The organism is Rhodopseudomonas sp. P2A-2r (assembly GCF_026015985.1).
Classification (GTDB): Bacteria; Pseudomonadota; Alphaproteobacteria; order Rhizobiales; family Xanthobacteraceae; genus Tardiphaga.
The window spans coordinates 2,806,404-2,831,142 of sequence record NZ_CP110389.1; the positions used below are offsets into that span (position 1 = coordinate 2,806,404).

The following is a 24,739-nucleotide window of genomic DNA, read 5'->3' on the forward strand; positions in this document are numbered from 1 at the left end:
CAGGGGAACGATCGTATCAGGACTGGCTCTGCCACTGTCCCTGTCGTCCAGCCTGGTCGACCTTCACCGAAACCGACAGGGTTTCCATGCCGCCGCCATAGCGGGTGCCGCGCACCGGCGCGGCGCCGAGATAATCCAGCCCGATGGCGACGCGAGCATGGGCGTCGGTGGTGCAGATGGCGTTGGCGGGATCGAAGCCGACCCAGCCGAGATTCGGTACATAGGCCTCGGCCCATGCATGGCCGGCCTGCTGGTCCACCATGCCGTCGCCGCGCAAGAAATGGCCGGCGACGAAACGGGCCGGCACCCCGCCCGAACGGGCGCAGGCAATGAAGATGTGGGCGTAGTCCTGGCACACGCCGCGCTTGCCGGCGAAGGCCTCGATGGCCGAGGTCCCGGTATTGGTCGGGTCGCCGTCGAAGGTCATGTGCTCGTTGATCTGCATCATCAGCGCATGCAAGAAACTCAGCACGTCGTTGTCGGTTTCGGTGCGCAGCTCGCGGGCGAACGCCGCCATCGCCGTGTTGGTCTCGGTCAGATCGGTCGAGCGCAGGAAGAAGCTCGGCGGGAATCGTTCGTCGGTGCCTTTCAGCACGCCGCCGGTGTCCTGGGTTTCAACGAGGCCCTCGACATTGATGGTGAGGTCGGAGATCGGCCCGTGGGTCAGCACGTGGGTGACGTTGCCGTAGGCGTCCTCATGCAGGTCGAGCCGCGAGATCGGTGGAGACGTCGATCTGCCATTCGGCGACATACTGGCCGTCGTGGCTGCCCGGCGTCATGCGCAGGATCTGGATCACGCCGGAGGCCGGCGGCTCATAGCGATAGGTCGTCGTATGGGCAATTCGCAGGCGCATGACAGAATTCCGAGATCGGGCTTGAGCGACGAAAACTAGCCTAGATCAGGTATTGCTTGGCGATGATTTCGCCGAGCCGGCTGTTGTCCGCAATGAACTCCTGGATGAATTCATGCAACCCGTGCTGGAAGATATCATCCATGTTGCTGTGTTCGAGCCGGTTGCGGACGCCGCGCGCATGGCGCTGGGCGGCGCCCTGGCGGCCATAGGACACGCCGATCTGGTCGAGATTGCGGACGAGGTTGCCGTAGCAACTGGCCAGCGACCGCGGCAGCGTGTCGTTGAGGATCAGGAGGTCGGCAATCAGCCACGGCTTCAGCGTTTCGCGATAGACCCAGTGATAGGCGGTGAGCGCCGAGACCGAGCGCAGGATCGAGGTCCACTGATAGTAATCCAGCGGGCCGCCGACATGCTCCTCCTCGGGCAGGAGCAGGTGATATTTGACGTCGAGGATGCGCGCGGTGTTGTCGGCGCGCTCCAGATGCAATCCGAGCCGTGAGAACCAGTAGGCGTCGTTGCGCAGCATGGTGCGGTAGGCCGAGCCATCGAAGCGCAGCGAGGTCTCCTGCACGAAGCGCAGGAAGCGCGCCAGCTGCTCGCGGGTCTTGGCGCCGCCGCTCCAGACTTCCTGCAGTTCGATCCAGGCCGAGTTGATGGTGTCCCACATCTCGCCGGTCAGCGCGGTGCGTACCGAGCGCGAGTTGAGGCGTGCATTCTCGATGCAGTTGCGGATCGAGGATGGATTGGCGGTCGAGAACGACAGGTACTCGACGACGTTCTTCTCGTCGGCTTCCTCGTAGATCTCGTAGAACGCGGCGGACACGCCGGCGGTCAGCAGCGCCGAGTCCCATTCGTTGGTCTGACCGACGTAGGCATTGGGCAGCGCGGTGACGCGCAATGTCGCCTCGATCGTGCGCGCCAGGTATTCGGCGCGTTCGACGTAGCGGGCCAGCCAGTAGAGATTTTCAGCGGTGCGCGAAAGCATGAATGTTACCCGATGATATCGTGTCCCGGGCGCGCTGCGGCATTCTCTATGCCGCTGCGCAGAACCGGGACCGCCCGATAGAATGGTGCTTGTGACGGTCCCGGTTCTGCAACGCATCGCTGCGCTTCGCTTGCGCTGCATTGCGCCCGGGACACGAGAGTAGTCAACGCCGCGTCGCTCATTCCAAAATCCACGTGTCCTTGGTGCCGCCGCCCTGGCTCGAATTGACCACCAAGGAGCCTTCCTTCAGCGCCACACGGGTCAGACCGCCCGGCACGATGGTGACGTTCTTGCGGCCGGTCAGGACGAACGGCCGCAGGTCGACGTGGCGCGGGGCGAGGCCGGAGGCGACGCAGGTCGGGCAGGTCGACAGCGCCAGTGTCGGCTGAGCAATAAAACCTTCCGGCTCGCGCTTGAGCTTGTCGCGGAACGCTTCGATGGTCGCCTTGCTCGAGGCCGGGCCGATCAGCATGCCGTAGCCGCCGGAGCCGTGCACTTCCTTGACCACTAGCTCGCTGAGATGGTCGAGCACATAGGCCAGCGCCGCCGGCTCGCGGCAGCGCCAGGTCGGGACGTTCTTCAGGATCGGTTCTTCGCCGAGATAGAATTTCACGATCTCCGGCATGTAGGTGTAGACCGCCTTGTCGTCGGCGATCCCCGTTCCCACCGCGTTGGCCAGCGTGACATTGCCGGCCATGTAGGCCGACATCAGGCCGGGCACGCCGAGCGCGGAGTCCGGGCGGAAGGTGAGGGGATCGAGGTAGTCGTCGTCGACGCGGCGGTAGATGACGTCGACTCGTTTCAGGCCCTCGGTGGTGCGCATGAACACCTCGTCGTTCTTGACGATGAGGTCGCGGCCTTCCACCAGTTCGACGCCGAGCTTGTCGGCCAGGAACGAGTGCTCGTAGTAGGCGGAGTTGTAGACACCTGGCGTCATCAGCGCGACGGTGGGCTCGGCCACCGCACTGAGCGGTGCCACCGAACGCAGGCAGGACAGCAGCTCGTCGGGATATTTCTCCACCGGCGCGACGCGATGCCGCGCGAACAGGTCGGGAAACAGCCGCATCATGATTTCGCGGTTTTCCAGCATGTAGGACACGCCGGACGGCGTCCGCGCATTGTCCTCCAGCACGATGAACTCGTCGGGATTGGTGCGGACGATGTCGATGCCGGCGATATGGACGTAGACGTCGTGGGGCACGTCCTGGCCGTTCATCTCTGGCCGGAACACCGGGTTCTGGAAGATCAGGTCATCCGGGATCAATCCGGCGCGCAGGATGTCGCGGCCATGATAAATGTCGCGCAAGAACATGTTGATCGCGCGGACCCGCTGCTTCAGGCCTTTTTCCAGCAGCGTCCACTCCTTGCCGGAGATGATCCGCGGGATCACATCGAACGGGATCAGGCGCTCGGTGGACTCCGAGATCGCCGTAGACCGCGAAGGTGATGCCGATGCGGCGGAACAGCAACTCCGCCTCCTGGCGGCGATACTCCAATGCGTCGGGTGGCGTCTCCTTGAGCCAGCGGGAGAGCTCTTCATAGGCCGGGCGAAGATCGCCGTGGGGCCCATTCATTTCGTCGAACGCAATTGCCATGAATCCTGACTGCTTTTCGAGGTCGTGCGGGACAGTGCACGACTGAACGGGATGGTAGCAAGGCCCGGGCCAGCACGATATGCATTCAACAACGGCAATTGGTATGAGGTGGGGTCTGTGCTGCCTGAAAAAACGGCGGGACACTGCTTGTTTCGGCAGCAAAACACCGTGACTTCAAGCCATTGTATGCGCAAGGGTATTGGTCCCCCGGAGTGACCGGTGGAACGGCGAGGAAGAGATTGATGAGCGATATCGTCACTGCGGGGATCCTGGTCATCGGCGACGAGATCCTGTCCGGACGCACCAAGGACAAGAATATCGGCTTCATCGCCGATTACCTCACCAATATCGGCATCGACCTCAAGGAGGTCCGCGTCGTCGCCGACGACGAGCCAGACATCATCGCGGCGCTCGACGCCCTGCGTCATCGTTATAACTACGTCTTTACCACCGGCGGAATCGGGCCGACCCACGACGACATCACCGCCGACGCAGTTGCGAAGGCGTTCGGGGTGGCCATCGACCATCACCCGGAAGTGGTCGCCCGGTTCAAGGAACGGTTCGGCGCGGACCTCAACGAGGCCCGGCTGCGGATGGCGCGGATCCCGGACGGCGCCGACCTGATACAGAGCGCCACGATCCTGGCGCCCGGCTTCAAGATCGGCAATGTCATCGTGATGGCCGGAGTGCCGTCGATCATGCAGGCGATGATGGACATCGTGGCGCCGAAGCTGAAGTCGGGCGAGCGGATGCTGTCCGACACTGTCCGCGCCAATGCCCGCGAAGGCGACGTCGGCGGCCCCCTGCGCGCGGTCGCCGAGGCCCACCCGGACGTGATGATCGGCAGCTATCCGTTCCTCGACGATAACCAGAAGCCCAACACCAATCTGGTGGTCCGTTCGCGCGACCCCGAGAAGCTGGCGGCGGCGATGGCGGCGGTGAAAGAGATGCTGGCCGGGCTCGGAACAGCCAAATAGACGCTCACGTAGACGATATGCCACGAGGGCGCCGTGCGGCGACCACGTCTGAACTTCAGGAGATCATGATGGCAGAACATCCGGAGATGAGCGCGCAGGAACGCGCCGGCAAGGCGTTTCCGGTGTCGTGGGACCAGTTTCATCGTGATTGCCGCGCTTTGACCTGGCGCCTCAACAGCGTCGGCCCGTTTCACGCCATCATCGCCATCACCCGCGGCGGCCTGGTGCCGGCGGCCATCGTGGCGCGCGAACTCGGCGTGCGCGTGATCGATACGGTTTGCATCGCCAGCTACGACCATAACAAGCGCGGCGACTTGCAGTTGCTGAAGGGCGTTTCGGAAGATGCCGCCAAGCTCGGCGGCGGCACCGGCAAGGGCATCCTGATCATCGACGACCTCGTCGACACCGGCAAGACCGCGCGCATGGTGCGCGACATGCTGCCCGACGCGCATTTCGCCACCGTCTACGCCAAGCCGATGGGCCGGCCGCTGGTGGATACGTTCATCACCGAAGTGTCGCAGGACACCTGGATTTTCTTTCCCTGGGATCTCGGCCTGTCGTTCCAGCCGCCGATGCGGGATGGGGCGGCTTGACGCACTGATCTTTCGACCGTCGTCGCGTGCCCTTACACTCCGACTGTCGTCACCCGCGTAAGCGGGTGATCCCGTAAACGCAGGCCGGCGTATACGGATCACCCGGTCCAGGCGTGCAATTGCGCGCCAGTCCGGGCGATGACAGGCAGAGTGTCGATGCCGGGGAATGCTAATCATGCCGCTGCAGAACCGCGTCACCCCGTTCGGCGACATCATCGCCACGCCGGAGCGTGGCACCTTCACCGGCAACCGCGGCATCATCCACGATCCCTTGACAAAGACGCTGCTGAACAGACGCTGGAGCAATCCGGCGTGGATCACCTGCGTCTGCAATTTCCGCGGCCGACGCCGTGAGGTGATGGCGAGGCGAAGCTGGACCGAGCTGTTCTTCCTCGACGAGGCCACCGCGCTCGCGGCCGGACATCGGCCGTGCTTCTACTGCCGTCGCGGTGACGCCAATGCGTTTCGCGCCGCGTGGGAAGAGGGCAACGGCCTCGCGCGGGCGCGGGCGACGGAGATGGATGCCGTGCTCCATGCCGAGCGGTTGAACAAACGCGCGAAGCGGCTGCATGCGCTGACTTGCGCGATCGATGAATTGCCCGATGGCGCGATGGTCGCTGCGGATGGCGAAAGCTATCTGATTGCGCGGGGCAGGCCGCTGTTTTGGAGTTTTGGCGGATATCGCGAAGCCGATCGCGGGCTGCGTGACGCACTGCTCCTTACGCCGCCATCGACAATACGGGCACTGCGCGCGGGCTACCGCCCCGTTCTCCATTCAACAGCGCTGCAACACCCACTGCCGTCATCCTGAGGTTCGCGCTCTTGCGCGCCTCGAAGGATGGCCGCAGGTGCAGTCGCTCGCCGCCGCATCCTTCGAGGCTCGCCCTTGGCGGCGGAGCAAGCGCTCCGCCTGAGGGCGAGCACCTCAGGATGACGATGACGGAGTGGGCTTTACGCCAGCCGCTCTCTTGCCAGCCGTGCGCCGGCACCCAGCGCCTGCAGCTTGGCCTCCGCGATATCCCGATGCATCGGGGCCATGCCGCAATTGGTCGTGGCGACGATATTGGCCTTCGGCACGTGCTTCATGACGGCCTCGATGGTGGCCACCACGTCTTCCGGCGTCTCGACCGTGTCGCTGGCGACGTCGATCACGCCGGCCTGCACAATCTTGCCCTTCAACAGCGACAGCAGCTCCAGCGGCACGCGCGAATTGCGGCATTCGATGGCGACCTGCTGGATCGGGCTGGCATCGATCGCCGGGAAGATCTGTTCGTACTGCCGCCACTCGCTGCCCAGCGTGTCCTTCCAGTCGGTGTTGGCCTTGATGCCGTAGCCGTAGCAGATGTGCACTGCCGTCTGGCAGGTCAGGCCCTGCGCTGCGCGCTCCAGCGCCTTGACGCCCCAGTCGGCGGCCTCGTCCATGAACACGTTGAAGGCGGGCTCGTCGAACTGGATCATGTCGACGCCATCGGCCTGCAGCGCGAGGGCTTCCTCGTTCAGCAATTCGGCAAAGGCAAAGGCCATCTTGACCCGGTCGCCGTAGAAACTGTCCGACAGGGTGTCGATGATGGTCATCGGGCCGGGCAGGGTGAACTTCAGTTTGTTCTTCGTGTGGCCACGCGCGGCCTGCGCCTCGAAGGCGTGGACCCGGCCTTTCAGCTGCAGCGGCGCTATCACCTGCGGCACCATGGCTTTGTAGCGGTCCTTGCGAATGCCTATCTCGACCTTGTTGGCAAAATCGATGCCGTCGACCTTCTCCAGGAAGCCGTGCACGAAATGCTGCCGCGCCTGTTCGCCTTCGGTGACGATATCGATGCCGGCGTCTTCCTGGACCTTGACCGCCAGCAGCGTGGCGTCGCGCTTGGCGCGCCGCAACTCCTCGCCCGATGACCGCCAGGTCGGCCACAACTTGTTGGGCTCGGCGAGCCATTCGGGCTTCGGCAGCGAGCCGGCAATGGTGGTCGGGAACAGCATGGGCATCCTCATGGCTTCTGATTGTGGGCGTCTATCTGCCACGTTCGCGGCGACGCGTATAGCTATTGGCGAGGCGCCGATGCGGGACTAGGATCATGGAAAAACAGACGAGGAAGCCATGATCGACCTGCATTACGCGCCAACGCCGAATGGCTGGAAAATCTCGATCATGCTGGAGGAGTGCGGATTGCCTTACACGGTAATCCCCATGCAGCTCGGACGCGGCGACCAGTTGAAGCCGGAGTTTCTCAAGCTCAGCCCCAACGGCCGGATGCCGGCAATTGTGGACCACGCGCCGGCCGACGGCGGCGAGGAAGTCGCGATCTTCGAGAGCGGCGCCATCCTGATCTATCTCGCCGAGAAAGCCGGCCGCTTCCTGCCCACCGCCATGCGGCCGCGGTTCGAGGTGCTGCAATGGCTGATGTGGCAGATGGGCGGCCTCGGCCCGATGCTCGGCCAGAACGGGCATTTCCTGCTCTACGCGCCCGAGAAGATTCCCTATGCCATGGATCGCTACACGCGCGAGGCGAAGCGGCTGTACGGCGTGCTCGACGTCCATCTCGGCGACGGCCGGGATTATATCGCCGGCGACTATTCCATCGCCGACATGGCATGTTTTCCGTGGATCATGACCCACAAGGCGCAGGGCCTGACGCTGGACGATTTTCCGAATGTGAAGCGCTGGTACGCGCTGCTGCGGGCGCGGCCCCAGGTACAGGCCGGACTCGCGGTGGGCAAGCAGGAGAAGAAGCCGATGGACGAGCAGGCGCGAAAAATCATGTTCGGCGTCGATGCGCCGGCGCATGCGCAGCAACAATAGTGATGCGCAACCTTTCAGCACACACAGCTGTCATCGCCCGGCCTGGCGCGCAATTGCGCGCCGGCACCGGGCGCCCCAGTACACACCGGCGCCAGTGATAGAGCGTCAAGGCCGGTGTCTACTGGATCACCCGCTTTCGCGGGTGATGACACCAGAATGCAGTGGACACGCCGTGACGATAACCGAGAGTGAGGAAACCCCATGATCGAATTCTTCTTCGACTGCTCCAGCCCCTGGACCTATCTCGCTTTCCACAACATCCAACCGTTGGCGAAGGAGTTTGACGCCGAGATCGCGTGGCGGCCGATCCTGGTCGGCGGCATTTTCAATTCGATCAATCCCAGTGTCTATGCCTCGCGCGAGAAGCCGGTGCCGGCGAAGGCCCGCTACATGAAGAAGGATCTGGCCGACTGGGCACGCTCCGCGGAGCTGGCGATCAAAATGCCGCCGCGGGTGTTCCCGGTGAACAGCGTGAAGGCGATGCGCGGCTGCCTCTGGATTGGCCGCAATGCATCGCAGGACATGCTGCCGTTTGCGCGTGCGGTTTTCGAGGCCTATTGGGGCGACGATCTCGATATTTCGCAGGATGCCGTGCTTTCGGGGATCTGCGATCGCGTTGGCATCGAGTCCGAAGCCTTCTTCCAGGGTATCGCCGATCCGGCAATCAAGGACCAACTCAAGGCCAACACCGACGAGGTCATTGCCCGCGGCGGCTTCGGTTCGCCGACCATCTATCTCGACAAGACCGACATGTACTTCGGCAACGACCGCCTGCCGCTGATCCGCGAAGCCTTGCAGCGCCGCCGCGCCGAGACCGTCGATAGCGCGGCCTGATGCCGAACAAGATCGTTTGCCGCACGCTCGGGCCGCCGGAAACGCTGCGACTGGAGAGCTTCGCCTCAGCGCCGCTGGCAGCGGGACAGGTCCGTGTCGCCATCCGCGCCGCCGGGATCAATTTTCCTGACATCCTGATGGTCGCCGGCGACTATCAGCTGAAGCCGGAGTTGCCGTTCACCCCGGGCATGGAGGCCGCCGGTGACGTCGTCGAGATCGCGGGCGATGTCGGGGGCGTCATGGTGGGCGATCGCGTGATCGCGAAGCTACGCCATGGCGGCTATGCGGAGGAGGCGATGGTCGCGCCGGCGCAGCTGACCCCGTTGCCGTCGACCTTCGACTACGCCGAGGGCGCGACATTTCTCGCCGCCCATGGCACCGCGCATCACGCGCTGGTCGACCGCGCGCAAATCAGACCCGGCGAAGTGCTGCTGGTGCACGGCGCCGGCGGCGGCGTCGGTCTCGCCACAGTGGAGATCGGCAAGCTGCTCGGTGCCACGGTGATTGCCGCGGCATCGTCAGAGCAAAAGCTCGCCGCGGCCCGCGCCCGTGGCGCCGATCACGGCGTGCTGTATGGCGCCGAGCCGTTTCGCGAGGTGGTCAAGCGCATCACCGACGGCCGCGGCGTCGACGTGGTGTTTGACCCCGTCGGCGGCGAGGTGTTCGAGCAGAGCCTGCGCTGCATCGCCTTCGGTGCGCGGCTGCTGGTGGTCGGCTTTACCGGCGGCGTCGGCGTGGCGAAAACCAACCTTGTGCTGATCAAGGGCGCCAGTGTGCTCGGCGTCCGCGCCGGCGAGGCGGCGCGGCGCGATCCGGCGCTGGGCACGGCACGGATCGCGGCGCTGCTGCAATGGGCGGAGGAGGGGCGCGTCCGTCCCCACGTCTCGCATCGCTTGCCGCTGCAAGACGTTGCACCGGCGATGCGGCTCCTGATGGACCGCAAGGCGATCGGACGGGTGGCGCTGACGATGTGAAGTTTTTATCCCCCGCATCTACGCAAACCGGCCGTTGCGCAGAAATGCGATGGCGAGGGCGATCGCTTGGGGATCGGTTGGAAGAAATGCGTGCGCCGTGCCGATCACGATGTGATCGGTCATGCCGTCGAGCTTGGTGTTCTCGACCGATACCCGTCCATCGTTCGGACCGGGCAGCAGGAACACCGAAGAGATTGGATCGATCGACCTTTTCCCGGCGATGATCCCGACCGGATAAGTCGCGGGGGAAGAACAGCCTGCGTCGCAGCGTCCCGTCTGGTCCCCAGTTGCTGTCCGGCCGGCCCGAAATAGGCCCGGTAGAGCGCAAGATGCCCGAGGCGATCGGCAATTTGACTGCCGCCGTTCGGCGTGCCGAGCATCACCACACGGCCCATGCGCGCCGCCGGATATCTGGCGAGATAGGCTCTCGCGACCAGTCCGCCCATGGAATGGCCGACAAAGTGCAGAAGCCCGGGCGTCGCGCCGGCAAAGCGGGTGATCGCCGGATGGATGTCGTCGGCGAGGGCCTCAAGCGGCTTGCGGCGGCTGTCATAGGCGAGGTTCAGCGTGGCGAAGCCGGCGACGTGGAGGGCTGCCTGCATCTTGCGAAACGATCGCGACGACCGTGAGATGCCGTGCAGCAGAACGACGCCGCCCTTGGCAGATGTCGAAGCGGCGTTGCTCTGGTCGGCTGCATGCATCCGCGTGTTACTTATACTCCCGCTCGTCCCACCACGGAAAGTAGTCGGGCATATCGGTCGAGACCTTGTTCTTGAACGCCGCCGGGCGCTTTTCGAGGAATGCCGTGACGCCTTCCTTGACGTCCTCCGAGCGACCGCGGGCGTAAATGCCGCGGCTGTCGATCTTATGGGCTTCCATCGGATCGTCGGCGCCCATCATGCGCCACATCATCTGCCGGATCAGTGCAACGGAAACCGGCGCAGTCTTGTCGATGAAGGTTTTTGCCAATGCGCTTGCGGCCGGCAGCAGATCGTCCGGCGCAACCACCTGGCTGACCAACCGGCCCTTCAGCGCTTCCTCGGCGGGAAACACGCGGCCGGAGTAGCACCATTCCAGTGCCTGTGAGATGCCGACCAGGCGCGGCAGGAACCAGCTCGACGCCGCCTCCGGCACGATGCCGCGCTGGGAGAATACGAAGCCGAAGCGCGCGGCCTCCGAGGCGATGCGGATATCCATCGCCAGCTGCATGGTGGCGCCGATGCCGACCGCGGGGCCGTTGACGGCGGCGATCACCGGCTTCAGGCATTTGAAGATGCGCAGGGTCACCGTGCCGCCGCCATCGCGGACGTTGGGATCGCTGTAGTCGACCTCGCCGTCGGCAAGACGCTTGACTGGGCCACGTCGGTAGTCGCGGTCGAAGGTCTGGGGGCCGGACGACAGATCCGCGCCCGCGCAGAAGCCGCGGCCGGCGCCGGTGACGATGATGGCGCGCACATTGTCGTCGGCATCCGCTGCATCGAACGCGGCGATCAGCTCGGCCTGCATGGTGGGGTTGTAGGCGTTGAGTTTTTCGGGACGGTTCAGGGTGATGGTGAGGATCTGGTCGGCGACGTCATAGAGAATCGTCTCGTAAGCCATCTGCGTTTCGCTCCCGATTTTTTCGCTTTTGTTCAGCTTGTCATTCCGGGTTCGCGTGCAGCTTGTGCTGCGCGCGCCCCGGAATGACGATGCTATCCTAAAACTACTTCGGCGGCGTCGGCCATGGCAATTGCGGGCCGCGCATATCCTCGAAAGCCTTGGTCATCCTGAGCACACCAAGATCGTCGAAGCGGCGGCCGACGATCTGGACGCCGATCGGGAAGCCCTTGGCGCTGAAGCCGCCGTTGATGGAGGAGGCGGGATTCTCGGCCATATTCCACGGCACGGTAAAGCCGATATGTTCGAGCGGGCGCTGCACGTCGTCGGTGGGCGAAGCGAGTTCGGCGGCATAGCTGACGATCGGCGTCGTCGGCGAGATCACATAGTCCACATCCGCGAACAGCTTTGCCGTATTGGTGCGGATCGCCATGGTGGCATTGAAGCCGCGCACCACATCGCTGCCCGACAGCTTCGCGCCGCCTTCCGCCCATGCATAGATGAACGGCAGGATTTTTGCGCGCGTTTCCGCCGGCAGTTTGGAAATGTCGTCCCACGACCGCGCACGCCAGAACGCGTCGAGGCCGATCAGGTGTTCGCCGGTCATCACCGACGGCACTTCGGTGATGATTGCGCCGGCTGCTTCGAACGCCTTTGCGGTGGCGATGGCGACGTCACGGACTTCCGTGTCCAGCGGCAGGCCGAAGCCGAGATCGAGCATCAGCCCGATGCGCACGCCTTTGAGGGAAACCTTGAGATCGCTCCAGTCGATGGTCGCCGGCGGCAGGTTCATGCCGTCGCGGTCGTCGGGCAATGACAGCACACTCATCATCAGCGCGGTGTCGTCGACGGTGCGGGTCATCGGTCCGGCGCAGCGGCCGACATAGAACGGGTCGATCGGAATCCGGCCGAGGCTGGGCTTGAGCGTGACAAGACCGCACCACGCCGCGGGCAAACGGACGGAGCCGCCGATGTCCGTGCCGACATGCAGCGGTCCGTAGCCCGCGGCGGCTGCGGCGCCGGCGCCGGCGCTGGAGCCGCCGGGATTTTGGGTGAGATCCCAGGGATTGCGCGTCAGCGGATGGAACGACGAGGCGCCGGACGACAGCATGCCGAAGTCCGGCATCGTGGTCTTGGAGAAGATCACCGCACCGGCCTCGCGCAGCCGCGCGGCGGGTGGCGCGTCGGTCGCCGCCGGCACCAGCGTGGTTGCGGCGGTGCCGAGCGGCACCGGCGTGCCCCGGGTGGCGATGTTTTCCTTCACGGTCGCCGGCACGCCGTCCAGCGGTCCCATGGGCTCGCCGCGCTGCCAGCGCAGGGTCGACGCGCGGGCCACGGCATGGGCACCATCGGGATCGAAGGCGTAGAGCGCCTTGATGTGCGGTTCCCAGCGGGCGATATGGGCGAATACGTCGTCGAGCACTTCGCTCGGCGAGAAGGCTTTCGCCGCGTAGCCCGCGATCAACTCGACGGCGCTGAGATCGTGCAGCGCCGTCGCCGGCTTTGCGATGCCGTCAGACATGGGCGACCGGCATGCGCGTCTCGACGATGCGGGCGAACATGCTGGCGCCGATCGGCAGAATCTTGTCGTCGAGCACGTAGCCGGGGTTATGCACCGGCACATCGCCGTCATGGCCGACCCAGAAATAGGCGCCCGGGACGGCGTGCAGCATGTCGGCGAAGTCCTCGCTGCCCATCAACGGCTTCACATCGGTGAACACGTTGTCGTCGCCGACCACGGTGCGCGCGACCTCCTCGATGGCCTTCGACTGTTCTTCCTGGTTGATCAGCACGCTGAAACCGTCGCGGATGTCGACGTTGATCTCGACATCGAAGGCGATGGCCATGCCGGCGGCCAGCGCGTGCATGCGCTCGCGGACCATCAGGCGGACCTTTTCGTCGAAAGTGCGGATGGTACCGCACAGCCTGGCATCGCCGGGGATCACGTTGTAGGCCGAGCCGGAGTGAATCTGGGTGATCGACAGCACCGCGGACTTCAGCGGGTTGACGTTACGGCTGACGATGGTCTGCAGCGCCTGACCCAGCGTCATGGCGATGACCACGGGATCCTTGGACTTCTCCGGCCTTGCGCCATGACCGCCGTAGCCGGTGATGACGATGTCGAAGAAATCGGCGGCGGCCATGGCCGGCCCCGGGAAGATCGCAATCTCGCCGTGGTTCAGGTTCGGCGCGTTGTGCAGGCCGTAGATCTCGTCGCAGGGAAATTTGGAGAACAGTCCGTCCTTGATCATGGCCCGGGCGCCGCCGAGGCCTTCCTCGGCGGGCTGGAAGATGAAGTGCACGGTGCCGTCGAAATTGCGGGTCTCGGCGAGATAGCGCGCGGTACCGAGCAGCATAGTGGTGTGGCCGTCATGGCCGCAGCCGTGGAAGCGGCCGGGAATGGTGGAGCGCCATTTCAGGTTGGTGTTCTCCTCCATCGGCAGCGCATCCATGTCGGCGCGCAGCCCGACGCGCTTGCCGCCGGTCCCCTTGCCCTTGAGCACGCCGACCACGCCGGTGCCGCCAAGGCCGCGATGCACCACGATGCCCCAGCTCGCCAGTTTCTCGGCGACGATGCCGGAGGTGCGGACTTCCTCGAAGCCGATTTCCGGATGGGCGTGGAAATCGCGACGGATCGCGGTGAGTTCGTCGGCGAAGGCTTCGATGCGGTCGATGGTGGGCATGGGCGTTATCCGTTTGCAGGCGCGAGGGAGGGCGATGCGGTGTCGGGTGTGAAGGGCTCGCCGTTCGGCTTCAGGCGAATGCCGGGACGCAACCGCGTCCATGGCAGGGTCGAGGTGTCGGCCGGCATGGCGCCGGGCGCGGCGCAGATCAGCAGCGCGCCGGCGATGGGTTCGAAATCGGCGCGGAAGTGCACCGAGCTCTTGTTGACCAGAATCGATTCCGTGGTCGGCTCGATGCCGACGAAGCGATACATCGCCTGATCGGCGAGCTGCGCCTTGTGCGAGGAGATGACCACGCGGACGTCGTCGATGCGCAGACAGGCCGACAGGCCCATATCCATGTCGCGACCGCCATAGTAAGGGCCCGGGGCGACGAATTTTCCGTCCGACAATTTCTCGACGATGAAGCTTGCTTCATACGGCGCGTCGCCGGGGATGCCCGACTTGCCGCCGAGCGACAGCGTCACGGTGGCGCCTTCGCCGGCGGCGTGTGCGGCGGCAGCCGCGGCCGGATCGTAGATCACGCCGATCGCGGCCTTGGTGGCGCGGTTGCGAACCAGCGCGGCGAGCATGCCGGTGGTGTCGGAATCGCCGCCGGCACCGGGATTGTCCTGGGTATCGGCGATCACGATCGGCCTGGTGGCGCTTTTCGCCAGCTCCATGGCGTATTGCACGCCTTCGTCCGGGGTGTAGATCCTGCCGTCGAAATCGTTCTCGTGGCCGTTGACAATCGTCACCACCATATCGGCTGCGGCATCGGCATCCGCCTGCGTCACGCCATAGGTGAACACGCTGGGACCGCAATGCGGAAAGTCAGCAGCGGGGAAGCCGGGACAGAACGACAGCGTCGGGACCTGGTCGTCCTCCAGCGCAGCGAGCTTGAAGTAGATGCTCCGGGTCGGTTCGTCGTTGGTGCACTGCCAGCTGATCGGGATCAGGAACGGCAACTGCCGGTACGCCTTCGCATAGCGGTTGCCCGCGAGCAGCAGCTCCATATGGCGCGCGCAGGCGCGGCCGGTGTCGGCCATATCGATATGCGGATAGGTGCGGTAGGCGATCAGCGCGTCGGTGTCTCGGACCAGCTCCGGCGAAATGTTGCCGTGCAGGTCGAGGCTGATGACGAAGGGAATATCCGGACCGATCACCTTTCGTACGCGCGCAGCGATCTCGCCTTCGCCGTCGTCGAGATGCTCGGCGACCATGGCGCCGTGGAGGTCGAGATACACCGCGTCGAGCGGCATTGCGGCTGCGATGCCGGCGATCATCTCGGCGACGATGCGTTCGAACGCATCCTCGGTGACATGCGCCGACGGGCTGGCGGCGCAGGCGATCGTCGGCACCAGCTCCCAGCCTCTGGCTTCGGCTTCCTCGATGAAGCCGGCGAGACCGACATTGATGTTGCGCATGACCTTCAGCACCTCGGCGCCGCGCGTCATCGCCGGCCAGCCGCCGCCATGGACGAAAGACTCATAGGTTGCCTTGGTGGGCGCGAATGTATTGGTCTCGTGGAGGAAGCCGCCGACGGCGATACGGGTCATGAATGTCCATTTCGTACGAAGCTGTCATTCCGGGATGCAGCAGACGGCGACAGCCGGCTGATGCAGCCCCGGAATCCCGATATGTTCATCGCCACATATCAGGGTTCCGGGTTCGCTTGCGCTGTTGCGCTCGCGCCCCGGAACGACGGTGAGAGGCTAGATCGCGCCGGCCAACGACTCGAGCGGCGCCACCGGCCGGAAGTTGGCGAAATCCCATCCCCGTCCGGGCGCCGCGTCAAGCAGCTGGCGGGTATAGGCCTGTTGCGGATTTGTGAGGACTTCGCCGGCAGGGCCCTGTTCGACGACACGGCCGTGCTGCATCACCGCGACATCGTCGCAGATCTGCGCGGCGACGCGCAGGTCGTGGGTGATGAACAGCAGGGAGATGCCGAGCCGGGTCTGGATGCTGTCGAGCAGGTCCAGCACCTGGGCCTGCACCGAGACGTCGAGTGCCGAACAGGCCTCGTCGGCCACCAGCACGTCGGGCTCCAGCGCCAGTGCGCGGGCGATGGCGATGCGCTGGCGCTGGCCGCCGGAGAACTGGTGCGGATAGCGCGAGACGGCGTCGGCGGGCAGGTCGACCAGCTCCAGCAGCTCGCGCGCTTTGGCCATGGCATCCTTGTGCGAGACGCCGAAATTGATCGGCCCTTCGGCGATGGATTCGCCGACGGTGATGCGCGGATTGAGCGAGCGATACGGGTCCTGGAAGATGATCTGGATCTTCTTGCGGTGCGGCTGCAGCAGGCGGCGGGACAGGTCGGCAATCTCGCGGCCGCCGAGGCGAATGCCGCCGGAGGTCGGGTCGATCAGCCGGACGATGCAGCGCGCCACCGTGGACTTGCCGGAGCCGCTCTCGCCGACGATGCCCAGCGTGCGGCCTTTTCGCAGCGTCAGCGTCACGTCCTGCGCCGCGGCGACCTCGCGCGCTTTGCCGAAGAACGAACGCTCGCGATAGACCTTGCCGAGTTCGTTGGCCTCGAGCACCACCGGATTGAACCCGACTTCGACGCGCGGCGCACGCGGCACTAGGCTCGGCACCGCCGACAGCAGTTTTCGCGTGTAGTCCATGGTCGGGGTACGCAGGATGCCGTCCAGCGTGCCGGTCTCGACGAGACGGCCCTGGCGCATGACTGCGACGCGGTCGGCGATTTCGGCGACCACGCCCATGTCGTGGGTGATGAACAGCACGGCGGTGCCGTGATCCCTTTGCAGGTCGCGGATCAGCGTCAGGATCTGCTTCTGCGTGGTGACGTCGAGCGCCGTGGTCGGCTCGTCGGCGATCAGTAGCTTCGGCTCCAGCACCAGCGCCATGGCAATCATGATGCGCTGGCGTTGCCCGCCGGACATCCGGTGGGGGTAGGAATTGAAGATGCGCTTGACGTCCGGCAGGCGCACCTGATCCATCATGTCCAGGATGCGCTTCTTGCGCGCCGCGGCGTCGAGATCGGTGTGGGTGCGCAGCACCTCGTCGATCTGCTTGCCGACGGGAACGACGGGATTGAGCGCCGTCATCGGCTCCTGGAAGATCATCGCCATCGTCGTGGCGCGCAACTGGCGCAGCCGGCGGTCGCTGGCCTGCAGCGTATCCTCGCCGACCAGCTTGATGCTGCCGCCGATGGCTTTCAACGAATCCTTTGGCAGCAGGCCCATGGTGGCGAGCGAGGTCACCGACTTGCCGGATCCGCTCTCGCCGACCACGCACAGCGTCTCGCCCTGGCGCACCTGCAGCGAGATGTCGTCGATGATCTTCTTGCCGCCGCCGTCCTTGCCGACGCCGACAACGAGGTTGTTGATTTCCAGTACGAGCGGATTGCTGTTCACGGTGTCACTCACTGGATTGCTCACTTGCTGCTCTCCCGCTGTTTCATGCGCGGGTCGAGCGCATCGCGCGCCGCGTCGCCGATCAGGTTGACCGAAAGAATGGCGATCGACAGCAGCAGGCCGGGCCAGAAGATCAGCGATGGCTTGACCTGGAAGAAGCCGCGGCCTTCGGCCATGATATTGCCCCAGGTTGGCGTCTCCGGGCTGATGCCGGCGCCGAGGAACGACAGGATCGCCTCGGTCAGGATCGCGGAGGCGGCGATGTAGGTGCCCTGGACGATCAGCGGCGCCACGGTGTTCGGCATCAGATGCCGCCACATGATTTTGGGCAGGCTGGTGCCGAGCGAGATCGCAGCTTCCACATAGGGCTCTTCGCGCGCCGACAGCACGACGGAGCGCACCAGTCGCGCGACGCGGGGAATTTCCGGGATGGTGATCGCGATCAACACCGTGGTCAGGCTGGCGCCGGACAGCGACACCACGGCGATGGCCAGCAGCACGCTGGGCATTGCCATCAACCCATCCATCACCCGCATCAGGATCGCGTCGACCCATTTGAAGAAGCCCGCGACCAGGCCGATCAGCAGGCCGATGGCGATGCTGACGGCGGCGGCGCCGAGGCCGATCAGCAGCGAGATGCGGCCGCCATAAAGAATGCGCGCCAGCACGTCGCGGCCATAGGCGTCGGTGCCGAGCAGATATTCGGCGCTCGCCGGCTTCAGCCGCATGGCCGGAAGCAGAAGTTGCGGATCGTGCGTCGTCAGCCACGGCGCAAAGATCGCCGAGAGGATGACCAGACCAAGGCACACCGTCGCCACCGCGATGATCGGCGTTGCCGTGAGAAAGCCGAAGGATGGCCCGCTGCGCGAGGGCAGGGCAGCGTTGGGAAGGGTGTCGATCGCCATCAGATACGGATTCCTAGTAACGAATTCTTGGGTCGAGAAGCGAGTAGGCAAGATCGATCAGCAAATTGACGAGCACGTAGACGCCTGACGTCAGCAGGATCATGGCCTGGATCACCGGAAAGTCCCGTGCCAGCACGGCGTCGACCGTCAAGCGCCCGACGCCTGGCAGATTGAACACGCTTTCGGTGACCACGACACCGGAGATCAGTAGGGCGAAGCCGGTGCCGATCACGGTGATCACCGGCACTGCCGCGTTGCGCAGGGCATGGCGCAGCAGCACGCCGCTTTCGTTGATGCCCTTGGCGCGGGCAGTGCGGACATAGTCCTCGCCGAGTACGTCGAGCATGGCTGCGCGCGTCATGCGCGCAATCAGCGCCACATAGATGAACGACAGCGCGACGGCCGGCAGGATGATGCGTTCGAAGAACGGCCCGAATCCCTTGAAGATGCTGCGGAAGCCCTGCACCGGCACCCAGCGCAGCTCGATCGCGAAGATCTGGATCAGCACATAGCCGATCACAAACACCGGCACCGAAAAGCCGATCACCGACAGCGCCATGACGAAGCGGTCGATCCAGGTGCCGTGTTTCCAGGCAGCGATGACGCCGAGCGGTACCGCGACCAGAATTGACACGAGCATCACGCTGAGTGCGACGCTGAGCGAAGGCTCGATGCGCTGGCCGATCATCTTCAGCACCGGCACGCCGGAGATCAACGAGGTGCCGAGATCGCCATGCAGCAGCCGGCCGATCCAGGAAAAGAACTGCGTGTAGAGCGGCTCGTTGAGACCGAGCTGGGTGCGGATACGTTCGAGTTGTTCCGGCGAGGCATTGTCGCCCGCAAGAATCGCGGCTGGGTCGCCCGGCGTCAGCCGCAGCAGCAGGAAGACGAACAGCGCCACCACGCCCATGACGGGGATGGCAGCGAGAATTCGCCGTATGAGATATCCGAACATAGTGACGATCCTATCGCGCGAGACGGCGCGTGGTAAATGTAGAGCAATGATCGACGGGGAACGTCGCAGGCGCGTTGCAAAACTTCAACTTGGTCCTCACTGCTGCAATGCGCTCATAAGTGGATGTGAGAGCAAATCCCGTGCCACGGTCACGATCGGTCGGCCCGCGCTCCGGGCCAGCCGGATACCGTTGAATGCCCTTGTGCATCAATCCAGCGTCGCCAGCAAACCGGCCATCAGGCGACCGCGCGTTACCAGGCTGTCGATCTCGATGTACTCGCCGAGTGTGTGCATGTCCGCGCCAACCACGCCGAGGCCGTCCAGGGTGGGAATGCCCATGGCGCCGGTGAAATTACCGTCGGAGCCGCCGCCAGCGCTGTCGTGGGTGAGGTCGACGCCGAGCCCGCTGGCGATCGCCCGGGCCTTTTCGTACAGCGCCATGGTCCCGGCGTTGGGCTCCCATACCGGGCGGGTGACGCCGCGGGTGACCTTGAAAGTGACGTCGTTAGCGGTGCCGTTCAGCGCCAGCATGCGCTCCACGCCGGCGTCCAGATCCGCCTGCCGCTTGGCCATGCTCAGCGCCTCGCCGGTGCAGTTCGAGGCAACGCAATTGACCCATTTGCCGCCGTGCACAATGCCGACGCTGAAGGTGCAGTCCGGGCCGGTCATCTCGTCGATGGCGATGATCCGGCGCGCCATTTCGCGAATCGCGGAGCGGCCCGACGAGAGCGTCGCGCCGGAGTGGCTCGGCTTGCCGATGGTCTCGAGATTGAAGCGTGCGATGGCATAGCGGCCGGTGACGACGCCGCCGTTGGGGCGGCCGGGTTCGGGCACCAGCACGTACTTGTTGCGCGCCGCCTCCGCCTCGATGATATCCCGGGTCGACGGCGTGCCGACTTCCTCGTCCGGCGTGAACAGCACGGTGATCGGCAGCGGCGTGGTGAACGAAGCGCGCGCCAGCTGTCGGATCGCTTCCAGCGACAGGTAATTGCCGCCCTTCATGTCGCAGATTGCGGGCCCGAAACACTTGTTGCCCTCGACGCGCCACTTCAGCGTGTCGATGGTCCCGACCGGATGCACGGTGTCCATGTGGCCGGCGATCAGGATACCGGGCTCGCCGAATTTCGGATGCGGGAAGCGCGCGCGGATGCAGCCGCCGAAGCCCTGGCGTCCTGCGATGCGTTCGATGGTCGCACCCATGATCGCCATGTCGCGCGCGGCGAGATCGAGCATGCCGTTGACGGCGTTGGCGTCCCAAGTTGGACTTTCGCATTCGACCCAGCCACGCAGGCCCTGGAGCATTTCGTCGGTATCGAATGGAAGGTTGGCGGGATTCATCGCGGTGTTCCTCGTGGTTCGAACGCGTGTCGTCGGCGTCAGGCGCGCTTGGTGTCGCGGACCTCGCGCGGCTTTCGCCGCCACTTATCAGTAGTGAATCCGGATTGGCAAATGCGCGGGCGTTGCAGCCTGCAGAACGTTGACGAAAGCAAAACCCGATTGACGCGCAAGGCGCTTGATGCAACTCTTTGATGCCTCAAACATGCAGCGTTTTGATGCCGCCTAATAAACTATCGCGTTGCATAATGAATCATCCATCGATGATCAGATTCCAGTCAGGAGAGATCCATGTCCTTCATTTCACGTTGGCGGCAATCCGCGACGTACTCGAAAATGATTCTGCCAAGCCTCGCGGTTGCAGTGACGCTGGCGTTGCCGTCGTTCGCAGATGCCAAGACCCTCACCGCGGTGATGCATTCGGATCTGCGCGTCATCGATCCCGGCCTGACCACTGCGTACATCACGCGCGATCATGGCTATATGGTTTACGATACCTTGCTGGCGATGGACGCGAACTTCAAGGTTCAGCCGCAGATGGCGAGCTTCAAGGTTTCCGATGACAAGCTGGTCTACACCTTCACGCTGCGCGATGGCCTGAAATGGCATGACGGCAAGCCCGTCACCGCCGAAGACTGCGTGGCGTCGCTGCAGCGTTGGGGCCGCAACGACGGCATGGGCCAGAAGCTCATGGACTTCACCAAGAGCCTCGAGGCGCCCGATGCCAAGACCATCGTGTTGACGCTGAAGGAGCCCTACGGCCTGGTGCTGGATCTCGATCGCGAAGCCGTCGTCGCTGGTGCCGTTCATGATGCCGAAGCGTTTGGCGGAAACGCCCGCGGGCAAGGCGATCCCGGAGCAGATCGGCTCCGGCCCGTTCAAGTTCGTGCAGGCCGAATTCCAGCCCGGCGTGAAGGCGGTCTACGAGAAGAACAAGGACTACGTGCCGCGCTCCGAGCCCGCCAGCTGGGCGGCCGGCGGCAAGGTCGTCAAGGTCGATCGCGTCGAATGGATCACCATGCCCGACGCGCAGACCGCGGTGAACGCGCTGCAGTCCGGCGACATCGATTTCCTGGAAAATCCGTCGTTCGATATCGTTCCGGTGCTGGCCGCCGACAAGGAGCTCAAGATGGAGGTCCTCAACAAGCTTGGCTACCAGACGCTCGGCCGGATGAATTTCCTTCATCCTCCGTTCGACAACGTCAAGGTTCGTCGCGCCGCCTTTCTGGCCATGAGCCAGAAGCCGGTACTCGACGCGCTGGTCGGCGATCCCAACTACTTCAAGACCTGCGGTTCGATTTTCGCCTGCGGCACGCCGTTCTCCTCCGAGGCCGGTGGCGACACGCTGGTCAAGGGCAGCGGCATGGCTGAGGCCAAGAAGGCGCTGGCGGAATCCGGTTATGACGGCACTCCCGTCGTGATCATGGCGCCGACCGACGTTCTGACGCTGAAGGCACAGCCGATCGTGGCGGCGCAGCTGCTGCGCGAGGCCGGCTTCAAGGTCGAGGTCCAGGCCACCGACTGGCAGACCGTGGTCACCCGCCGCGCCAGCCAGAAGCCGGTCAAGGAAGGTGGCTGGAACATGTTCTTCACCAACTGGGTCGGCGCCGACATCCTGAACCCGGTCTCCAACGTGTCGATCTCGGGCCGGGGCACCAAGGGCGGCTGGTTTGGCTGGTTCGATGACGCCAAGATCGAAGAGCTGCGCGACAAGTTCGCGCGGTCGACCTCGCCCGACGAGCAGAAGAAGATCGCTGCGGAAGTTCAGGCGCGTGCCTACGAAGAGGTCGCCTATTTGCCGCTCGGCGAATACACGGTCCCCAGCGTGTGGCGGACTTCGCTGACCGGCGTGCTGCCCGGCGCGGCAACGCCGGTGTTCTGGAACATCGACAAGAAGGAGTAACCGGCGCCGCCACGGCGGCCAGGTTCACCCGATATTCGCGCCGGCCCGAGCGATCGGGCCGGCGCGATGCGTTTGGCGCTGCGGTACGGCGTGGGCAGGGCAGGTCTCTTGCCGTGGTGCTGCGTCGCGTATAGCAACGCTGAAACGGTTCACTGGCCGGACCCGTATCTCGCAGTGTGGCCGGCACGGCGCAGCCAGCGGTGGCGCCACGTACAAGCTCTTTCAGCGAAGGTGGATTTGCATGACCTACGACGAACGCGTGGAGCAGGCGATCGCCGCCAAGGACATCGTGGCATTGGTGGACTTCGCCTATGGCACCACCTGCCGCTGCACCAAGGTGAAGGGCGAGCCTTTGTGCGTCTGCAAGATGCAGGCGAAAGCGCTGCGCGCCAAGGTTGTTCCGCTGGCGCTGTTCAAGGGCGAGATTCAGAGAGTTTGAACGACCTGCCTGCGGCCGCCCTTGATCGGCCACGGCGCGCCTGGCGTTGGTGCGGACGGCGGGAATCGAACCCGCACGACGTTGCCATCGAGGGATTTTAAGTCCCTTGCGTCTACCAGTTCCGCCACGTCCGCATTGATCGTCCGATCAGGTCTATCGCGCGTTGGGGCGAACTGGCATGCAGCCCGCCGACAAGGCGCGCCCCTCATAAGGGAGGCCGGGCCGCAAAGCAAAGCCGATGGCCAATCGGGCGGCCGGTGACCTGTCGGCGATCGCGCCGATCCGGCCTCAATCCGGTCACCCGGCGATGGTTTACGCAACGTCAACAGTGTCCGGTGTAGCAAGTCCCATGATCGATCGCGCTTTTCCGTCCCCACACCTGACCCGCGCGGCGGCGCTGGCGCTGCTTGCGCTGGCGACGGGGCTGGGCGGCTGCGCCGCTGTCGGCGACAGTTTTGCCTCGGCGGCGTTCGTCGACCCCGCCAAATACGAACAGTTCGACTGCAAGCAGCTCGAGGCCGAGCGCAAGGCGCAGGCCGCGCGCACCGCCGAACTTCAGGGCCTGATCGACAAGGCCGAGACCGGGACCGGGGGAGCGGTGGTCAGCCAGGTGGCCTACGGCAACGAGTACATCTCGGCGCGAGCCTCTTCGAAGCTGGCCGAGGAGACCTGGCTGCGCAATAAATGCGTGGCGACGGTCCCGGCCGCGCCGCCGCCAGCCGCACCGGCCCATTCCGCCCGCAAGCGCTGAGCCGGCTCCCGGCCACCATCGCTCACATCCGCCAGTCGTAGATCCAGTCCTGCCTTGCTTGCAGCCGTGCCGCGCCCATCGCCTGCATCGCCAGATCGCGGGCCAGGGCCATCGGTCCGCGCAAATGATAGATCTCGGCCGGACTGGCGCGCCGTGCGCTGGACCCGGCTGACGCGATCGCGGCGCAGGGCGGCGTAGCGCTGCAGCGCCGTCGCCACATCGGTGGAGCCCGCCATGGTCTCGCTAAGGCATTGCGCCAGCACTGCGGCATCTTCGATCGCCATGCCGGCACCCTGGGCTGCGAACGGCAGCATGGCGTGGGCGGCGTCGCCGAGCAGCGCCACCGGGCCCTGGTTCCAGGCGCCGCCGTCGGGCAATGTGCACAGCGGCCAGCGCCGCCAGCCTTCCGCGGCGTCGAGCATCATCCTCGGCCGGTCAGGCCAGCCCATCGCGGCGAAGTGAGTCTTGATCTCGGCGGCCTCGCCGATCTCGTTCCAGCCCGGCCCGTTCCATGGCCCGGGCATGATCGCCACCACATTGATTTGCCGTCCGCCGGCCATGGGATAGCTCACCAGATGGGCATTCGGCCCCATCCACAGCTGCACGCGGTGCGGCGCGCGTTCGGGCGTCAACCGGTCGGCATCGATGGTGGCGCGCCAGGCGATCAGGCCGGAGAACCGCGCCTGGATCCCGGGAAACAACTGCTGCCGCACCGCCGACCAGACGCCGTCGGCGCCGACGAGCGCCAGTGCCGGCCCATACTCGCCGAGCACGACGCCGCCGGTATCGACGCCGAACGCGTCCAGCGACCTCCCCAGCCGCAATTCGATGGCGGGATGGTCGGTAACGGCCCCGAGCAGCGCCGATTGCAGGTGGGCGCGGTGCATCACCCAATAGGGGCCGCCGGAGCGCGACGCGGCGGCCTCGCCGAGCGGCAGCCGAATCACTTCGCCGCCGCTGCGCGCGCTCATGATGCTGACGGCGTTTGGTGCGATGACATCGGGGGCGAGACGGGACTGCAGGCCGAGGCCGATCAGCACCCGGCTGGCATTGGGCGAGAGCTGCAGCCCGGCACCGACCTCCTGCAGCCGTTCAGCCTTTTCGAGGACGACAACGCGAAACCCGCGCGCGGCAATCGCCAGCGCAGCGGTCAGCCCGCCGATGCCGGCACCGGCAACGGCGATGGTGCGCGACGGCGCCACGAAC

20 protein-coding genes, 1 tRNA gene and 4 pseudogenes are annotated in these 24,739 nt (G+C 65.0%); 9 read left to right on the plus strand and 16 right to left on the minus strand.

The features are described from left to right. Positions 1–16 precede the first annotated feature (16 nt). The 3 genes and pseudogenes from ONR75_RS13210 to ONR75_RS13220 all read right to left on the minus strand — a co-directional run bounded on the left by ONR75_RS13210 (position 17) and on the right by ONR75_RS13220 (position 3,434). Positions 17–854, minus strand: a pseudogene (locus tag ONR75_RS13210) (transglutaminase family protein). Between the two features lie 40 nt (positions 855–894). Continuing rightward, positions 895–1,839: an alpha-E domain-containing protein gene (locus ONR75_RS13215; RefSeq protein ID WP_265082997.1), complete on the minus strand. Its 945-nt coding sequence runs from the start codon at positions 1,837–1,839 to the stop codon at positions 895–897. A gap of 178 nt (positions 1,840–2,017) precedes the next feature. Then, positions 2,018–3,434 (minus strand): annotated as a pseudogene (locus ONR75_RS13220) (circularly permuted type 2 ATP-grasp protein). Positions 3,435–3,676: 242 nt separating this feature from the next. Between ONR75_RS13220 and ONR75_RS13225 the strand changes: the two are divergent. The 3 genes from ONR75_RS13225 (at position 3,677) to ONR75_RS13235 (ending at position 5,815) form a co-directional block, all read left to right on the plus strand. After that, on the plus strand, positions 3,677–4,411 hold the full coding sequence (locus tag ONR75_RS13225) for a competence/damage-inducible protein A (protein WP_265082998.1): 735 nt from the start codon (positions 3,677–3,679) through the stop codon (positions 4,409–4,411). Between the two features lie 65 nt (positions 4,412–4,476). Then, positions 4,477–5,004, plus strand: coding sequence for a xanthine phosphoribosyltransferase (gpt, locus tag ONR75_RS13230; protein ID WP_265082999.1), 528 nt, complete (start codon positions 4,477–4,479; stop codon positions 5,002–5,004). Positions 5,005–5,179: 175 nt separating this feature from the next. After that, positions 5,180–5,815, plus strand: a complete 636-nt coding sequence (locus tag ONR75_RS13235; RefSeq protein ID WP_265083000.1) for a hypothetical protein — start codon at positions 5,180–5,182, stop codon at positions 5,813–5,815. Between the two features lie 140 nt (positions 5,816–5,955). Here the strand turns inward: ONR75_RS13235 and ONR75_RS13240 are convergent, their stop codons facing one another. Further along, positions 5,956–6,978, minus strand: a complete 1,023-nt coding sequence (locus ONR75_RS13240; protein ID WP_265083644.1) for a methionine synthase — start codon at positions 6,976–6,978, stop codon at positions 5,956–5,958. A 118-nt stretch (positions 6,979–7,096) separates the two neighbouring features. Here ONR75_RS13240 and ONR75_RS13245 point away from each other — a divergent pair, with 118 nt between their 5' ends. From ONR75_RS13245 to ONR75_RS13255, 3 genes are all read left to right on the plus strand, one after another. Then, positions 7,097–7,798 (plus strand): glutathione S-transferase N-terminal domain-containing protein, encoded by a 702-nt coding sequence (locus tag ONR75_RS13245; protein ID WP_265083001.1) that lies wholly within the window; start codon positions 7,097–7,099, stop codon positions 7,796–7,798. Positions 7,799–7,999: 201 nt separating this feature from the next. Next, the gene (locus ONR75_RS13250; protein WP_265083002.1) at positions 8,000–8,632 is read left to right on the plus strand and encodes a 2-hydroxychromene-2-carboxylate isomerase; all 633 of its coding nucleotides are present in this window, start codon (positions 8,000–8,002) and stop codon (positions 8,630–8,632) included. After that, complete coding sequence (locus tag ONR75_RS13255; RefSeq protein WP_265083003.1) at positions 8,632–9,606, plus strand: NADPH:quinone oxidoreductase family protein; 975 nt, start codon at positions 8,632–8,634, stop codon at positions 9,604–9,606. The genes ONR75_RS13250 and ONR75_RS13255 overlap by 1 nt, the downstream gene beginning before the upstream one ends. Before the next feature lie 18 nt (positions 9,607–9,624). On the opposite strand, the gene ONR75_RS32440 is transcribed toward ONR75_RS13255, so the two are convergent. From ONR75_RS32440 to ONR75_RS13300, 10 genes are all read right to left on the minus strand, one after another. Continuing rightward, a complete protein-coding gene (locus ONR75_RS32440; RefSeq protein ID WP_320109764.1) occupies positions 9,625–9,792 on the minus strand; it encodes a hypothetical protein in 168 nt (55 codons plus the stop codon). Continuing rightward, complete coding sequence (locus ONR75_RS13260) at positions 9,726–10,307, minus strand: esterase/lipase family protein (protein WP_320109726.1); 582 nt, start codon at positions 10,305–10,307, stop codon at positions 9,726–9,728. Before ONR75_RS13260 ends, ONR75_RS32440 begins: the two co-directional genes overlap by 67 nt. Before the next feature lie 7 nt (positions 10,308–10,314). Next, positions 10,315–11,205 (minus strand): crotonase/enoyl-CoA hydratase family protein, encoded by an 891-nt coding sequence (locus tag ONR75_RS13265; protein WP_265083004.1) that lies wholly within the window; start codon positions 11,203–11,205, stop codon positions 10,315–10,317. A gap of 103 nt (positions 11,206–11,308) precedes the next feature. After that, a complete protein-coding gene (locus tag ONR75_RS13270) occupies positions 11,309–12,724 on the minus strand; it encodes an amidase (protein ID WP_265083005.1) in 1,416 nt (471 codons plus the stop codon). Continuing rightward, the gene (locus tag ONR75_RS13275) at positions 12,717–13,886 is read right to left on the minus strand and encodes a M20 aminoacylase family protein (RefSeq protein WP_265083006.1); all 1,170 of its coding nucleotides are present in this window, start codon (positions 13,884–13,886) and stop codon (positions 12,717–12,719) included. The genes ONR75_RS13270 and ONR75_RS13275 overlap by 8 nt, the downstream gene beginning before the upstream one ends. A gap of 5 nt (positions 13,887–13,891) precedes the next feature. After that, positions 13,892–15,424, minus strand: coding sequence for a M81 family metallopeptidase (locus ONR75_RS13280; protein ID WP_265083007.1), 1,533 nt, complete (start codon positions 15,422–15,424; stop codon positions 13,892–13,894). Between the two features lie 156 nt (positions 15,425–15,580). After that, positions 15,581–17,257: an ABC transporter ATP-binding protein gene (locus tag ONR75_RS13285; protein ID WP_265083008.1), complete on the minus strand. Its 1,677-nt coding sequence runs from the start codon at positions 17,255–17,257 to the stop codon at positions 15,581–15,583. Positions 17,258–17,265: 8 nt separating this feature from the next. Then, the gene (locus tag ONR75_RS13290; RefSeq protein ID WP_265083009.1) at positions 17,266–18,150 is read right to left on the minus strand and encodes an ABC transporter permease; all 885 of its coding nucleotides are present in this window, start codon (positions 18,148–18,150) and stop codon (positions 17,266–17,268) included. Positions 18,151–18,163: 13 nt separating this feature from the next. Further along, positions 18,164–19,105, minus strand: coding sequence for an ABC transporter permease (locus ONR75_RS13295; RefSeq protein ID WP_265083010.1), 942 nt, complete (start codon positions 19,103–19,105; stop codon positions 18,164–18,166). Positions 19,106–19,312: 207 nt separating this feature from the next. Beyond that, the gene (locus ONR75_RS13300; protein ID WP_265083011.1) at positions 19,313–20,443 is read right to left on the minus strand and encodes a M20/M25/M40 family metallo-hydrolase; all 1,131 of its coding nucleotides are present in this window, start codon (positions 20,441–20,443) and stop codon (positions 19,313–19,315) included. Between the two features lie 333 nt (positions 20,444–20,776). Between ONR75_RS13300 and ONR75_RS13305 the strand changes: the two are divergent. After that, positions 20,777–22,343, plus strand: a pseudogene (locus ONR75_RS13305) (ABC transporter substrate-binding protein). Between the two features lie 241 nt (positions 22,344–22,584). Next, positions 22,585–22,782, plus strand: a complete 198-nt coding sequence (locus tag ONR75_RS13310) for a hypothetical protein (protein WP_265083012.1) — start codon at positions 22,585–22,587, stop codon at positions 22,780–22,782. Between the two features lie 47 nt (positions 22,783–22,829). Here the strand turns inward: ONR75_RS13310 and ONR75_RS13315 are convergent. Next, positions 22,830–22,916: transfer RNA gene (locus tag ONR75_RS13315), tRNA-Leu, on the minus strand. A 215-nt stretch (positions 22,917–23,131) separates the two neighbouring features. Here ONR75_RS13315 and ONR75_RS13320 point away from each other — a divergent pair. Beyond that, complete coding sequence (locus ONR75_RS13320) at positions 23,132–23,533, plus strand: twin-arginine translocation pathway signal (RefSeq protein WP_265083013.1); 402 nt, start codon at positions 23,132–23,134, stop codon at positions 23,531–23,533. Between the two features lie 22 nt (positions 23,534–23,555). On the opposite strand, the pseudogene ONR75_RS13325 reads toward ONR75_RS13320, so the two are convergent. Next, positions 23,556–24,735 (minus strand): annotated as a pseudogene (locus ONR75_RS13325) (FAD-dependent monooxygenase). Positions 24,736–24,739: the final 4 nt, after the last annotated feature.